The 15,258-nt window shown below is 42.1% G+C and carries 11 protein-coding genes; 8 read left to right on the forward strand and 3 right to left on the reverse strand.

The window, feature by feature from the left end; translation table 11 throughout:
- The 4 genes from PY364_RS08740 to PY364_RS08755 all read left to right on the forward strand — a co-directional run.
- On the forward strand, positions 1-4,229 hold a 4,229-nt coding region (locus PY364_RS08740; RefSeq protein WP_275521854.1), incomplete at its 5' end, for a glycosyltransferase.
- A 49-nt stretch (positions 4,230-4,278) separates the two neighbouring features.
- A complete protein-coding gene (locus tag PY364_RS08745; RefSeq protein WP_275521855.1) occupies positions 4,279-5,268 on the forward strand; it encodes a class I SAM-dependent methyltransferase in 990 nt (329 codons plus the stop codon).
- 148 nt (positions 5,269-5,416) lie between these two features.
- On the forward strand, positions 5,417-6,112 hold the full coding sequence (locus PY364_RS08750) for a class I SAM-dependent methyltransferase (RefSeq protein WP_275521856.1): 696 nt from the start codon (positions 5,417-5,419) through the stop codon (positions 6,110-6,112).
- A gap of 43 nt (positions 6,113-6,155) precedes the next feature.
- Positions 6,156-7,436 (forward strand): glycosyltransferase family 4 protein, encoded by a 1,281-nt coding sequence (locus tag PY364_RS08755; protein WP_275521857.1) that lies wholly within the window; start codon positions 6,156-6,158, stop codon positions 7,434-7,436.
- 125 nt (positions 7,437-7,561) lie between these two features.
- Here the strand turns inward: PY364_RS08755 and PY364_RS08760 are convergent, their stop codons facing one another.
- The 3 genes from PY364_RS08760 to PY364_RS08770 all read right to left on the reverse strand — a co-directional run bounded on the left by PY364_RS08760 (position 7,562) and on the right by PY364_RS08770 (position 10,814).
- The gene (locus tag PY364_RS08760) at positions 7,562-8,347 is read right to left on the reverse strand and encodes a DUF4058 family protein (RefSeq protein WP_275521858.1); all 786 of its coding nucleotides are present in this window, start codon (positions 8,345-8,347) and stop codon (positions 7,562-7,564) included.
- An 86-nt stretch (positions 8,348-8,433) separates the two neighbouring features.
- Positions 8,434-9,129, reverse strand: coding sequence for a Uma2 family endonuclease (locus tag PY364_RS08765; RefSeq protein ID WP_275521860.1), 696 nt, complete (start codon positions 9,127-9,129; stop codon positions 8,434-8,436).
- A 176-nt stretch (positions 9,130-9,305) separates the two neighbouring features.
- A complete protein-coding gene (locus PY364_RS08770) occupies positions 9,306-10,814 on the reverse strand; it encodes a UbiD family decarboxylase (RefSeq protein ID WP_275521861.1) in 1,509 nt (502 codons plus the stop codon).
- A 331-nt stretch (positions 10,815-11,145) separates the two neighbouring features.
- On the opposite strand from PY364_RS08770, the gene pstS reads away from it, so the two are divergent.
- The 4 genes from pstS (at position 11,146) to pstB (ending at position 15,092) form a co-directional block, all read left to right on the forward strand.
- On the forward strand, positions 11,146-12,174 hold the full coding sequence (gene pstS / locus PY364_RS08775) for a phosphate ABC transporter substrate-binding protein PstS (protein ID WP_275521862.1): 1,029 nt from the start codon (positions 11,146-11,148) through the stop codon (positions 12,172-12,174).
- A gap of 127 nt (positions 12,175-12,301) precedes the next feature.
- Entirely contained in the window at positions 12,302-13,303 is a 1,002-nt protein-coding gene (gene pstC, locus PY364_RS08780) for a phosphate ABC transporter permease subunit PstC (RefSeq protein WP_275521863.1), read from the forward strand.
- 28 nt (positions 13,304-13,331) lie between these two features.
- Positions 13,332-14,240, forward strand: a complete 909-nt coding sequence (pstA, locus tag PY364_RS08785; RefSeq protein ID WP_275521864.1) for a phosphate ABC transporter permease PstA — start codon at positions 13,332-13,334, stop codon at positions 14,238-14,240.
- Positions 14,241-14,243: 3 nt separating this feature from the next.
- Entirely contained in the window at positions 14,244-15,092 is an 849-nt protein-coding gene (gene pstB / locus PY364_RS08790; protein WP_275521866.1) for a phosphate ABC transporter ATP-binding protein PstB, read from the forward strand.
- Positions 15,093-15,258 lie beyond the last annotated feature (166 nt).

Below are 15,258 nucleotides of genomic sequence, written 5' to 3' on the forward strand. Positions count from 1 at the left end.
CTGAGGCGCAATTTCAAGAAGCTTTAGCTAAGGTTTTGGGATTAGAAACTGAATTAGGTTCGACTCAGGTAAAACTGGCGGGTACTGAGGCGCAATTTCAAGAAGCGTTAGCTAAGGTTTTGGGATTAGAAACTGAATTAGGTTCGACTCAGTTAAAATTGGCGGGTACTGAGGCGCAATTTCAAGAAGCTTTAGCTAAGGTTTTGGGATTAGAAACTGAATTAGGTTCGACTCAGGGAATAGTTGAGGCAAAGGAAGCACAATTGCAAGAAATTGCCGCTCAATTTGCAGAGCTAGAAACCGAGCTAGGTTCTACTAAAGTAGAATTTAAAGAAATTATGGCGCAAATAGACCGTTCGCGCTTAGAGGCTGAAGAATTTCGTACCGAAATTGCTGCAATTAAGTCTTCTAAATTATGGAAATTGAGAGAAAAATGGTTAGACTTAAAGCGTCGCCTGCGCGATTTACCTCCTCGATTTTTCTTGGTTCTAGATGCGCCTGCTAGTTGGGATATTGATGGTGAGAAGCTACAAATCGCTGGTTGGTTATTTCATAATAGAATCAGCATTAAAGCGGTACGAGCCAGGATTGGGGAAAAGTATTTTGAGGGAGTTTATGGAATAGGGAGAGGCGATGTCGGTCTATCTTACCCCCATATTTCCAATGCAGTCAAATCGGGTTTTAGGATTGATTTTCAACCGCCTGTGGGACGACAAAAACTGCTGTTAGAGGTGCAAGATAGCCAAGAAAAATGGCATTTAGTTACATCTTATTCTCTCTCAGTTTCGACAATTAAAGCTGCTTTTGATGCGCCAGTAGAACAGCAGCAAAATCAAGGACAAATCTTGTTTGCAGGTTGGTGTTGCCATCCAGATCGAAAAGTTACTAAATTGACTTTGTACTGCGGAGACATTGCTATAGATTGTGCCTATGGTTTGCGACGCAAAGATGTCGGAGAGGTTTTCCCTGATTGGGTTGGTAGTTCTGAAAGTGGCTTCGAGGCGTTGGTTAATTTACCGCCGGGAGAATGGCAAATTTCTCTGCAAGCACAGCTAGAAAATGGGGAAATACTGTCATTTCAATCACCTAAAATATTGACGGTGCTGCGTTATAGTATCTGGCAGAGAGGGATAGATAAATTACAGGAAGTCTCGCGATTTGCAGGGGCCATCAGTAAGCGAATGGAAGAGAGAAAACAACGCCTCGGTAGAATTCTCCCTATGCCTTGGGAAATAGCTAAGGTGGCACGTCAGGTAGTAGCAATTTATCGGCAACAAAAACAATTAAGTTCGCCGGGTGACTTACAATTACCGGGTGGTTTTGTGATACCGCAGCCAATAGATGCTTACGATGCTTGGCTAGAAGTAAATCAGTGGAACAAACGCGCACGCAAATACCTAATTTCTCGTCTAGAATTGTGTCAGCAAAAATTACCCAAAATTTCTGTGGTGATGCCAGTCTATAATCCACCAGTAGAATTTTTGGAGATGGCGATTATCAGCGTTACCAAGCAGGTTTATCAAGATTGGGAACTTTGTATTGCTGATGATTGTAGCACAGATGAAACTGTTGCTAAAACTTTGAAAAAATGGGCAGAACAAGATAGCCGTATTCGCCTAACGTTTCGCACTAAAAACGGTAATATTAGCGCTGCTACAAATAGCGCCGCCGAACTTGCTACAGGCGATTTTCTCTTGTTTCTTGATAACGATGATGAACTGACTCCCGACGCATTAGGGGAAGTTGCTTTATATCTAGCCGCACATCCAGAAGTAGATTTCCTCTACTCAGACGATGACAAAATTGATACTGAAGGTCATCGATTTTGCCCGCAATTCAAACCTGATTGGTCGCCAGAATTGCTGCTTTCCTATATGTATCTTGGTCATTTGTGCGTGGTGAGAAGTCAAATTTTTGAGAAAATTGGCGGCTTGCGGCTAGGGTTTGAAGGGTCGCAAGATTACGATTTTGCTTTGAGAGCTACAGAAGTTTCTCGTCAAGTTGGACATCTACCATTAGTATTATATCATTGGCGAACAGCGCCAGGTTCTACAGCTATATCAGGGGCTGCTAAACCGGCTAGTTTTGGCGCAGGTCAAAAAGCAATTCAAGAAGCTTTAGAACGGCGAAATATTGAGGGTAGTGTATATCAGCCAGACTGGGCAAGTAAAGAAAATTTGGGAATATTCTCCCAGCATTTTCCTGACAATGGGCCTGCTGTAACGATTATTATCCCTACCAAAAATCAGTTAATGTTGCTGAAAGGTTGTCTGGATTCTCTCAAAAAGACGACTTATCAAAATTATCAAGTAGTTGTGATTGACAATGAAAGCGACGATCCTAAGACACTAGAATATTTAAATCAGATTCCTCATCAAGTTTTGCGGATTAAAAATGAAGGCGGTAAATTTAGTTTTGCTGCTATTAATAACCGTGCTGCGGAAAAATCAGACGGCGATTATATATTATTTTTGAATAACGATACTGAGGTAATTAATCCACGCTGGTTGAGTCAAATGGTAGGCTATGCTCAGGTTTCTGGAGTGGGTGCAGTTGGTGCGAGACTTTTGTATCCTGATAGTAGGATTCAGCACGCTGGGGTAATTCATGGATTGCATCATGGTTTAGCTGGTCATGCTTTTAAGTTAATGTCTAGCGACAACCGGGGTTATCTTTCTCTGGCAATGGTGACGCGAAATTACTCAGCGGTGACAGCAGCTTGTATGCTAACACCACGTAATTTGTTCTTAGAATTGGGCGGTTTTGATGAGCAAAACTTTGCCGTTGCTTACAACGATGTTGACTATGGATATCGCTTGTTAGAACAGGGTTATCGCTCAGTTTATTGTCCTGATGCTGAACTTCTCCATCGTGAAGGTACTTCTAGGGGTTTTAACGATAATCCGAAGGAAGTTGCAGCATATCGACGCAAGTATGCGGGGAAAGTAGATGATTTTTATAGTCCTCACTTATCTTTAGATGATGAGTATTTTCGGATTCAACCTCGTAGATTCTTTTTGAAGGAAGAAGGAAGAAGGAAGAAGGAAGAAGGAAGAAATGCAGTCACATTTCGACCAAAATTGTTGATGTGTAGCAATTCTTTAGATTTCACGGGTGCGCCACTACATCAATATGAAATAGCTGTGGAATTGTTTTCTAAAGGGATAATTGAACCTGTTATATTTTGCGTTACAGATGGCCCGTTGCGGGAGGTTTATGAACAGCATGGTATGAAAGTAATTGTTCGCGATCACCCGCTGGAACATATTTATCAGCGCGATGGTTACGATCGGGCAATCCAAATTTTTGCGAAAGAGGTTGAAAGCTATAATGTTGATGTAATTTATGTCAATACTTTAGAAAACTTTTTCATGGTAGATGTTGCCGATAAACTTGGTATTTCTTCAGTGTGGAATGTGCATGAAAGCGATCCTTGGCAAACTTATTTTGATAGGTTTGGGCCGGAAATTGCTGCTAGAGCTCTTGAGTGTTTTCGATTTCCTTATCAGGTAATTTTTGTAGCTGATGCGACGCGGGATAGATATTCGCAACTCAATAGCCACTATAATTTCAGAGTGATTCACAATGGGTTAGATTTAAGTAGATTAGATCGGTCTGGAAATTCAGATTTATCGAGGAAACTTCTTGGTGTTGAACCAGATGATGTTATGATTTTGCTGTTGGGTACGGTCTGCGAACGCAAAGGTCAGCAAGACTTGGTGAAAGCACTTTCCTATTTACCTGAAAAATGGCATAATCGTATTAGATGTTTTATGGTCGGCGATCGCCCCAGTCTTTACAGCAACAAATTGGCTGCAATGGTCAATGAATTGCCAGAAGAATTGCGAAAACGGGTAAGTTTAGTTGCTGAAACTCCAGAGACAGCAAAGTATTACAAAGCAGCAGATATTTTTGTTTGTACGTCTCGCGTAGAAAGTTTTCCTAGGGTGATTTTAGAGGCAATGGCTTACGATTTACCAATCGTGACAACGCCAGTATTTGGGATCAAAGAACAAGTTAGACCTGGTATCAATGGTTTATTTTACACCCCCGATCGACCGGAAGAACTGGCGGCATCTATTTTATCTCTGTTGGAGGATGAAACACTGCGCCAGCGTCTTGCCGAAAATGCCAAATATGTTTTAGAATCATTGAATACTTTTGAGGAGATGACTCAAGATTATGGTCAGATTTTTTGTGAAGCGTACCTCAATCACAAAAAAAATTAAATGAGGAATTTAAACTACATTTTAATTAAATAAACCCGCTAGAAATTTTATGGTTAAGTCAATAAAACGGTTAATTAAAAAGGTTATCAAACGACTTTTATTGATACCAGATAAGAAAGATTTAACCATATCCGATTGGCTGCAAAAATATGGTTTGTCTCAAGCCAGAAACTACTGGGAAACGACTCCCAGGGCCGGGGTGGCTAGCCAATGGGTATCTAATCCAATTATTGAAGAGTCTATTAACAAGCGAATGTCTGGGGGAGAGACGCAAAAATATTGGCTGGCTTGGTTAATTGAAGATTTTTTTGCTTGCCAAAAATTTGACAGATTATTATCGATTGGATGTGGTATTGGCAATCACGAAGTAATTATAGCAAAATTAGGTTTAGCTAAACATATCGATGCCTTTGACTTTTCGGATGCTTCTTTAGAAATTGCCAGAAAAAATGCAGACTTAGCAGGAGTAAATATTAATTTTTATCAAGATGACTTCAATAATTTTAAAATTAATGAAAACCATAAGTATGACGTTATATTTTGTTCTGGTTCTCTGCACCATGTTAAAGAAATTGAACGCTTCATGTCAATTGTTCATCAATCTTTAAAGCCGGAGGGTTACTTAATAGTTAATGAATATGTGGGAGACTGCTATAATATCTACAGCCAGCATCAAGTAGATTTGATCAATCGGTTATATAATTGCTTTCCAGACGAACTAAAATCGGGCAAAATGGAAACATTTATTAACCCAACACTTAAACAGGTATTTGAAGCAGATCCTTCTGAGGCCGTGCGCTCAAAACTGATACTTCCCTTACTTGCCGAATATTTTGAAATGGAAGTTTTTAACCCCCTTGGAGGAGCAATCTTACACCCAATGTATCCGTTATTAGATCACAGTCAATTTTTACCAGGAGATGCAAAAGGAGAAGCAATTATTAGGTTACTTCTAGAATTTGAAGATATTTTAATGGAGTTACCGGGAGGATTACAAACAGATTTTTGTTTAAGCATTTTGCGACCAAAAGATATATAATTAACATAATTAGCAATTAAGCAAGATTTTTGTAACGCCGCCCTCTGGGCGGTATCCTAAACGCCCAGAGGGCGGCGTTACATTAGGAAATACGGGAACTTATTACAAACTTAAACATCAACACCATTGACATTGGAAAGTTAAAAACATGAAAATTGATTATGAGGGAGCCTGGGACAGTTACGCCCAGCAATGGCAAAAAAATAACCCCGAATTGGGTCATATTGGCGATGAATGGATTGGCAAAGCAGCCGGGGCAGCTAACTCATTAGCAGAGTATGAAACGCTGATAGAAGAGCGATTTATTGCGCCTTATATTAAAAAAGAGCATACAGTTTTAGAAATTGGGATCGGCGGCGGGCGGACGGGAGCAATGTTGCTAAAATATTGCGATCGCGTGATTTGTGCTGATATTTCCAGTGAAATGTTGCAAGCAGCGCGATCGCGCTTAGGTGACGAGCGAGTTACTTATGTTAAACTCAATGGTCTAACATTGGGAGGTATTAATCCTAGCTCCGTAGATATTTGCTTTTGCTACGATACAATGGTGCACATAGAACCCAGAGATATTTTTAACTACCTGACTCAGATTCCTAAAGTTTTGCGGGGGGATGCTATCTGTGTATTTCACCACAGCAACATTTTCACTGAATTAGGTTGGGAAAAATTCTTGAGTGATTGGCATCTCAACTTAATGGGCCACCGAGATGGAACTGCTTTTTCAATTATGACTGATACAATTATGGAAAAATTTCTTACCCATTTGAACTACAAAATCCTGCTGAAAGATGCCTCTTCTGTCCCGCGAGATTGCGTCTGGGTTTGTCAAGCCCCAAGCTATTAATAACTCATTACAATTATCACCGTTCTTCCTTCTTCCTTCAACAATGCGAGCATTATTTCTTCACCCCAACTTTCCCGCCCAATACCGCCACATCATCACCGCTTTAGGTGCCGATCCCAAAAATCAGATTGTTTTCGGAACGAAAAATGAGCGTCAAGAATGGAATATTCCAGGCGTTCGCAAAGCAGTATTTACGCCTAGCCGCGAACCGCATCCCCAGACTCACCACTATGTCCGGCCCTTAGAAAGTGGTGTGATTTACGGGCAGGCGGTGTTTAGAATGGCAGAACAATTAAAAGCACAAGGTTTTGTTCCTGATGTGATTTGCGGTCATTCTGGATGGGGGCCAACACTATTTGTTAAAGAAGCTTTTCCTAACACTCCACTGCTGTGTTATTTCGAGTGGTTTTATCACTCTGTTAATTCCGATGCAGATTTCGATCCAGCGGAACCTTTAACCATCGATGATATGGCTAGAATTCGGGTAAAAAATGCGCCGATTTTAATTGATTTATACTCCTGTGATTGGGGGTTATCGCCTACTTATTGGCAGCGATCGCAATTTCCCCAAGAATTTCAGCGAAAGCTTTCTGTACTCCATGATGGCGTAGATACTGAATATTTTAAACCTAATCCCGGAGCCAAACTTGTTTTACCAAATTTAGATTTATCAGGAGTGGATGAAATTGTTACTTATGTATCGCGGGGAATGGAACCCTATCGCGGTTTTCCCGAATTTATTGAATCCATTGCTTATTTGCAAGAACGCCGTCAAAATTGCCATGTTGTAGTTGTCGCATCAGAAAGAGTTTGCTACGGCAAATCTTTACCTAATGGTGAAAATTACAAAGATTATATGCTTAAGAAAGTGCCGCTGGATTTATCTAGAGTTCATTTTGTTGGCACTCTTCCTTATGGTTTATATCTGAAAGTAATTCAGGCCTCCGATGCTCATGTTTATTTAACTAGACCTTTTGTGTTATCTTGGTCGATGATTGAGTCGATGTCAACGGGATGTTTAGTAATTGGTTCTGATACGCCGCCTGTGAGAGAAGTTATCCGTGATGGGGAAAATGGTTTGTTAGTAGATTTCTTCTCGCCTAAGCATATTGCGGATCGGATTAGTGAAGTTTTGGATCATCCTACTCGCATGGCTGAATTGCGCGTAAAAGCGCGTCAAACTGCTTTAGAAAAGTATAATTTGTCTAAGTTATTGCCACAACATTTGGAGTTGATTAGTCAGGTGGCAAATCGTTCTTATCCGCCTACTATTGGCATGGAACCGGAGCGAGAATTGGCGGCAATGTCCACAATTAGGATTTAGGTTAGACCTCTTGTAAAAATCGTGGCGATTGAATCATGGCGCTTGAAATCGCGGCTACACGAACAAAGTCCGCCTATTGATCGATTTTTACAATAGGGAAATTTTAGGGTTGCGGCAAATCGAAATCAGGCCCGCAACCCTCGATCGCGCAACCAAGCATCAACCCAAACAGCATCCACCTCGGACAACGACGGCACAACCTCCCCATTATAATCTATCTTCAAATCATAAGCCGCAACATCATAAATCTCATTTAATAAAGAGAACAAATCAATCATCGGTTCCGCATCCTCAGATCGCAATGGCAAGGGAAATACAGGCATTATATTCTGTAAATTAAAAGCATATAAATCCGCATTCGGTCGCCGATTTCCCCGACAAACTAAAATCCGATAGTGACTCTCAATATTATTCTCAATCACAGGCATCGGCTTGCCACTTCTCAATAAATCAATCTCCACTAAATTAGTTCTACTCCCTAAAATTTCCTCCCGCTTCTCTTCATACATTTCTCGCCCTTTCCCAGTCCGTTTATTGGTAGGTGAAAGCAATTCAATCACCGTCACGACTTCTTTTGTTGCCACATTTTTAATTTCTAAATATCCTTCTCTAACTGTTATAGGCATGGGAATTGTTACTTTCATCGACTGTGTTGGAGGCGCTGCAATTGCGACATTAGATGTTGTAGAATTTGTAGCAATCTGCGGCCGTAATATCGTTACATCGGGAATCCCCACCGTCAGCGAATCGTCGATACTTTCATACACTCGCACCTCGACGGAAACTAAATATTTAGGACGCAATTGGGGGCCTAACAATCTTACCAGTTCACTAATTAGCAAGTGATGTATCCCTGGCCAAAAGTGAGGATGTTCTAAATAAGGATTCATACCCGGAAATGGAGAAGGCATAGATTTAACTCCTGTAACTTTGATTAATCCCAGTTTAACATTGCCTCTGCTGAATATCAATCAACAGAGGCAATTAATGTTAACTATCAAGCATTTGGTTCAATTCCTAATTCCCGCAATTGTGCCGCCAAAGTTTCAGCGCGTTGCTGTGCAACTTCAGCGACTTCTGCCGGTGTTGGAACTAATTGCCCTTCCCTCGTAAAAAAGCGCAATTGACGATTTTGGACACCCAAATATAACTCTAACTGCTGACTCCAAAGCCAACCTCGATCGTTAGCTTCCAAGGGTTGATATTGACCACCAACTAATAGAAAACCAGCCAACTCTAATCTATTTGGATGAAACCAAAAATATTCCGGTGTCCGAAACACATCCTGATAAATTTGTTTCTTCAAACCCTTGTCAACTTGTGCCGTACTCTGAGAAATAATTTCGACAATCACATTAGGATATTGACCATTTTCACCCCAAACCACCCAACTTTTACGATGTTTGCGTTCTGTTCCCAAAACCACAAAAAAATCAGGGCCGCGAAAATCCTGAGACTTACGTTGTTCAGGACTATAATAAATCGTTAAATTTCCAGTCGCATAGAAATCATTACGATCTCGCCACAACCAAGTAAGACAATCAATCAGTAACTGCATTTGCAGCCAATGTAAATCACTTTCCAAAGGTGGTTCATCACTCCATAAATCAGTAGGTGGAAATACAATTACTTCCGGCAATTCCTCTGTGGACTCTAAATCTTGATCGACTAAATCTTGTGCAACAAGAGACATAATAACCTGGCATCCCGGCAAAAACACTTAATCTAAGTTTAGCAAAATTCCCAAAAAAAGGGAAGAAATTTTCACTCTTTCCTCTTCTTCTACCCGGCATTAAGGGCGAACTATGACCGTAGATAATTTATTGGTTAAAAGCAAAGATTTACTGTCGGAATACTTCGCCCCTACTTTTACCTCATTTCATACCCAAACAAATTAGGATCGACTTCCCCCAAATTCAAATCATCCAAACCATACTCAACCCAACGTCGCTCAACCATAGCTGCCACATCAGCATCAGACTCCAAAGCTTCCCCCCATTCATGGTCAGTTTCCGGTGGCATCTTAGTAGTAGCATCAATTCCCATTCTTCCCCCTAAACCAATCTTTTCACTAGCAAAATCTAAAGTATCAAACGGTGTATTCGGCAAAATAAAAACATCTCGCGAAGGGTCAACTTTAGAACTAATTGCCCATACTACTTGACGTGGATCGCGAATGTTGATACTCTTATCTACAACAATCACAAACTTAGTGTAAGTAAACTGCGGTAAAGCACTCCAAAAAGCCAAAGCCGCACGCCGCGCTTGACCCGGATAAGCCTTATCAATGGAAATAATTGCGGCCTTATAACTGAGCGCTTCCATTGGCAAGAAAAAGTCCACAATTTCCGAGACTTGCTGACGTAAAATCGGAGTATAAATTCGATTCAGGGCAATCGCCATCATCGCTTCTTCTTTCGGCGGGCGGCCGCTAAAAGTAGTTAGATAAATTGGCTCTTTCCGATGCGTCATACAGTGGAATCGAACCAGCGGCGAATCCTCAACTCCCCCGTAATATCCCATGTGATCCCCAAAAGGGCCATCGGGTAAAACTTCTCCTGGTGTAATCGTTCCTTCTAACACAAATTCCGAGTCCGCAGGCACTTCTAAATCGAGCGTTTTACACTTCGCCAACTGCACCCCAGAACCGCCATAAAGTCCGGCAAATAACCATTCTGATAAATCAACCGGGATCGGTGTAGCAGCGGCCATGATAATCAGGGGATCGACACCAAGCGCGATGGCAATTTCTAACTTTTTACCAGCCTGCGTTGCCTTCCGCAAATGTCGCGCCCCACCGCGTACAGATAGCCAATGAACTGTCATGGTATTGGGGGATTGTAACTGCAACCGATAAACACCAACATTCGGCGTTCCCGTCTCGCAATCCTTTGTAATTACTAGACCCAAAGTAATAATTTTTCCCGCATCTCCCGGATAAGGTCGAATCATAGGAATTTGAGACAAATCGAGTCCATCACCCTCAATTACAACCTGTTGACAAGCAGGGAAAAAATCGCGACCTGGTTTGGCTTTAATTACATCAAAAAGCACCTTGCCAAAATCTATCGCCTGCGAAATTTTCTTAGGCGGCTTTGGCTGTTGTAACATCCCCAATTTCTTGCCCAATTCCTCCAATTCCGCAGGCTTTGACATATTCATCGCCCAGCAAACCCGTTCCTCAGTCCCCAACAGGTTAATCGCCACCGGAAAAGCCGATCCTTTGACATTTTCAAACAGCAGCCCAGGGCCGCCCTGTTGCAGCATCCGGTTAGAAATCTCCGCAATCTCCAAATTTGGGTCAACTAAAGCCTGAATTCGCCGTAATTGCCCTCTTTCTTCCAGAATTTTCAGGAATCCTCGCAGGTCTCTTGCCATAATAATTTAAGAAATGTAAAGTGCTTCTTACTATTATGGGATCGGAGGGGTATCAGTGGAGTGCGATCACCCTCAAAAATAGGGTAGGCAACGGGGCGCAACCCCCACAGGCACAATTCCATTTAAGACTGCTATAAAATTAAAAATAAAGATGCTTTGCTTTCATTTTGCCTTGGCCTAGAAATATTAACAACCAATTGCAACAAATTTAATCTTTTATTAACTAAATTTTAAAATAACCTTATTTTTATCGAGACAGTTGCATAGTAATTTGAGTTTATCCTTGGTAGGAAATTCCTAAAGCCAGCTATTTACTTGGGGACAAAGCAATATGATTTTTTTGACAGCACGTTGGCGGCGTGCTCTTGTAGTTTCACTGGCAGTAGTAGCTTTTTCACTGAGCCTAATCAGTGGGGCAGTCGCTGCCGTTACTCTCAATGGATCAGGGGCAACTTTTCCTAAGCCACTTTACGACCGTTACTTCTCTCAAATGAGAAGCGGAACAGGAATTACCGTTAACTACGAAGGAACAGGCAGCGGGGCTGGCATCAAAGCATTAATTTCAGGCACAGTTGATTTCGCAGGCAGCGATGCACTAATGAGCTCGCAACAAATTAGTCAAGTAAGTCGGGGCGTAATCGCAGTTCCTACGGCAGGCGGTGCCGTCGCAGTAGTTTACAACCTGCCTGGAGTCAATAATCTCCGATTGAATAACGAAGCGATGAAAGGTATTTTCGAGGGTAAAATCACCCGCTGGAATGATGCCAAAATTGCTCAAATTTCTGGACAAGCAAAAAATTTGCCCAACAGCCCGATTCGAGTTGCTGTCAGGGCAGAAGGTAGCGGCACAAGCTTCATTTTCACCAACCACTTGCAAGCTATTGGTAGCAGCATTAAAGCAGCATCCCAGCCGAGTTGGCCTGGAAGCCCCCTCAGCGGTCAAGGAAATCCCGGCGTAGCAAATTTGGTAAAACAAACAGCAGGTGCGATCGGCTACGTTCAGGATACTTACGCTCGGCAGAACAATCTACAGACAGCATTTATTCAAAATAAAGCTGGCCGTTTTGTAGATCCCAGTCTTGCCGAAGCAGATAAAGCTCTTTCGAGTGAGCAATTTCCTGGCGATTTCCGCTTAGTAGAAGGCAATCCTAGAGATGGCTATCCTATTGTCGGCTTGACTTGGCTTTTAGTTTACAAACAGTACCCTGCTGCCAAAGCAGATGCCATTAAAAAAATGGTAAACTGGGTAATGACTACAGGACAAGGTATCAACAAACAGTTGGAATATACGCGGATTCCTGATGCTATAACTAAGAAGGTAGTTCAAACAGTGAATCAAAGCATCATTGTCAAAGGCTAATTCATAAATGTAGCAGTTTTGAGTTGAAGATCAAATAGGACTTACAATGCGTAAGTCCTATAAAATTTAAAACTTGCCCAAAATTTTTCTTACCCAAACGCACCGCAGTTATAGTATTAGCTAATCTATGGCAGATTTTTCTCAACAGCGCGACAACTTTAATCAGTCACCCGCAGGAATAAACGCCAGTGCTGACTTAACAGATACCAAAGGCGAAAGTTGGTGGTTAGAGTACGCATTTAGTGGATTGGTTTGGGGTTTTGCATTAGCAACAGCCGGGGTGCTTTTTTGGATGAGCTGGATAATTTTTAAAGATGCTTATCCAGCCATTGAAAAATTTGGGCTGCCATTTTTGTGGAGTACCCAGTGGAATATAGGGGAATTGCAGTTTGGGGCTCTGCCTTTCATTTACGGCACGCTAGTAAGTTCTGCGATCGCACTTTTAATAGCAGTTCCCTTGGGACTTTCAGCAGCAATAGTCACCAGCGAAAACTTCTTGCCAATTTGGGTGCGATCGCCTCTAGGATTCCTAATAGAATTAATCGCTGCCATTCCCAGCGTAATTATTGGTCTTTGGGGCATCTTTGTTTTTATTCCATTCTTGCTACCCTTCCAGCAGTGGCTCTTCGATCATTTCGGCTGGTTTCCCCTCTTCAGCACCGAACCATTCGGCCCTGGAATGCTTCCCGCCGGCATCATACTTTCAGTAATGATTCTGCCAACAATAGCGGCTATCAGTCGCGAAGTATTGTTAGCAATTCCTATTGATTTGCGGAGCGCTTCCATGTCTCTTGGAGCCACCCGCTGGGAAACTATTTGCTACCTGCTAGTACCGGCTGGGAGTTCAGGAATTATCGGAGCTATTATATTAGCATTGGGGAGAGCTTTAGGGGAAACAATGGCAGTCACAATGGTAATCGGCAACTCGATCCAAATCAATGGTTCTCTCTTAGCGCCCGGTTACACAATACCCGCTGTTTTGGCAACTCAATTTCGTGAAGCTCTCGAACTGTTGCACATTGGCGCTTTAATGTATTTAGCTCTGATTCTCTTCCTGATCACCCTCTTGGTAAACTTTATAGCAGCATTGCTAATTCAGCTAATCGGCATTAAGGCCATTAAAAATTAAACCGTTACAGGCAAGCCAAACTTAACAGATGACAATGACCAATCATCATAACTTAAGTGAATCGATAGATGTAGAACTTCACCAACCCCTATCGCTGACTAGGAATTTTTTTAGCCGAGGCTTGACATTTCTTGCCTTCGCCCTCACAGCACTAGCATTGCTGCCTTTGTTTGCTATTTTATATCAAATCCTTGCCGAAGGCTTTGGGCATTTAAGCTGGGAAGTGCTAGTCTCTCTCCCCGCCCCAATGGGAGTTGAAGATCAACCCAACGGCTTTGCCAATGCTATTGTCGGGACGTTCATTATGGTAGGAATTGCAACTTTATTTAGCTTACCTATTGGCGTGATGACGGGCATATTTTTAGCAGAATTTTCTAGAGATCATAAAATTATTGCCCATATTATCCGCTTCATTACAGTTATCCTCAGCAGCGTTCCCTCCATCGTCGTCGGCGTGTTTGCTTATGCCTTAATTGTAGTTACTACTAAAACATTTTCTGCCTTAGCAGGCGGCTTTGCTTTAAGTATTATCATGCTACCAATGGTAGCACTAACAACAGAAGAAGCGTTAAAATTAGTTCCTACTTCCTATCGCCTTGCTTCCGCTGCTTTAGGCGGGGGACGCTTTCAAAGTATGTTTAGAGTTATTATCCCGTCAGCGCTACCGACGATCACTACAGGAGTTTTACTTGCCGCAGCCCGCGCCGCAGGCGAGACTGCACCGCTGATTGTTACCGCTCTATCCAGTCAATTTTGGTCGGAGGATTTACTAAGTCCTACGGCTTCTATGTCAGTATTAATATACAGTTATGCTAGTTCGCCTTACAAAGAGCAGAATGAACTAGCTTGGACAGCGGGCGCTGTCCTTTTGATGATGGTTTTGCTCAGCAGCATTCTGTCTCGTATAGTCACTAGCAAACAATTAAAAACTCGCTGAATAATGTCAGAAATTAACCCAAAAATAGGAAACTATACCACTCGATTTCAAGAAAATGCCACTCCTGAAGTTGACTTCAACGGAGTTCCGGCTTTGCGGATTAATGACTTGAGCTTTTACTACGGTATTAACAAAGTGCTGGAAAATTTGTCAGTGGACATTCCTCACCTGCAAGTCACCGCGATCATCGGCCCTTCTGGCTGTGGTAAATCTACTTTTCTTAAAGCTCTCAACCGCATTGCAGAATTAGAAGGCAAAGTTAAAATTACAGGAAAGGTAGAATTTTTTGGGCAGGATATTTACAACAAGCGCATTAATATTAATAGCTTGCGCCGCCAAATCGGTATGGTGTTTCAAAGACCAAATCCTTTTCCTGCCAGCATTTATGATAATATTGCTTACGGAGTTAAAATTTTTGGTCGCAAAAGCAGAGCTCAATTAGATGAAATTGTGGAATCAGCCCTCAGAAATGCTGCTCTTTGGGATGAGGTAAAAGACAATCTGAAAAAATCTGCTTTGGGTATTTCTGGGGGACAGCAGCAGCGGCTCTGTATTGCCAGAGCTTTGGCTGTACAGCCGAAAGTTTTACTAATGGACGAGCCTTGTTCAGCTCTCGATCCAATTTCTACTATGAAGATTGAGGAGTTATTTCAAGGCTTGCGCCAGCAGTTAACTATTGTAATTGTTACGCATAATATGCAGCAGGCCGCTCGCGTTTCGGACTATACTGCTTTTTTCAATACGGATGAAAGTCGCATTGGTAGGATGATTGAATTTGGTCTGACAAGTAAGATTTTTACTTCGGCAACTAATCCCAGTACCAAAGATTATATAGAAGGTCATTTTGGTTGATTGCTAATGGTTAATTGCTAATGGCTAATGGCTAATTGCTAATTGCTAATTGCTAATGGCTAATGGCTAATGGCTAATTGCTAATTGCTAATCCCTCCCCCATCCTCCCCATCCTCCCCATCTCCCCCATCTCCCCATCCTCCCCATCCCCCCCATCCTCCGCATC

This window comes from Kamptonema sp. UHCC 0994 (assembly GCF_029167235.1).
GTDB lineage: Bacteria > Cyanobacteriota > Cyanobacteriia > Cyanobacteriales > Microcoleaceae > Kamptonema.

Excerpts from the sequence above, each read along its gene's own strand:
- PY364_RS08745 (WP_275521855.1), top strand. The coding sequence starts at position 4,279 with ATGGTTAAGTCAATAAAACGGTTAATTAAAAAGGTTATCAAACGACTT.
- PY364_RS08750 (WP_275521856.1), top strand. The coding sequence starts at position 5,417 with ATGAAAATTGATTATGAGGGAGCCTGGGACAGTTACGCCCAGCAATGG.
- PY364_RS08755 (WP_275521857.1), top strand. The coding sequence starts at position 6,156 with ATGCGAGCATTATTTCTTCACCCCAACTTTCCCGCCCAATACCGCCAC.
- PY364_RS08760 (WP_275521858.1), bottom strand. The coding sequence starts at position 8,347 with ATGCCTTCTCCATTTCCGGGTATGAATCCTTATTTAGAACATCCTCAC.
- PY364_RS08765 (WP_275521860.1), bottom strand. The coding sequence starts at position 9,129 with ATGTCTCTTGTTGCACAAGATTTAGTCGATCAAGATTTAGAGTCCACA.
- PY364_RS08770 (WP_275521861.1), bottom strand. The coding sequence starts at position 10,814 with ATGGCAAGAGACCTGCGAGGATTCCTGAAAATTCTGGAAGAAAGAGGG.
- pstS (WP_275521862.1), top strand. The coding sequence starts at position 11,146 with ATGATTTTTTTGACAGCACGTTGGCGGCGTGCTCTTGTAGTTTCACTG.
- pstC (WP_275521863.1), top strand. The coding sequence starts at position 12,302 with ATGGCAGATTTTTCTCAACAGCGCGACAACTTTAATCAGTCACCCGCA.
- pstA (WP_275521864.1), top strand. The coding sequence starts at position 13,332 with ATGACAATGACCAATCATCATAACTTAAGTGAATCGATAGATGTAGAA.
- pstB (WP_275521866.1), top strand. The coding sequence starts at position 14,244 with ATGTCAGAAATTAACCCAAAAATAGGAAACTATACCACTCGATTTCAA.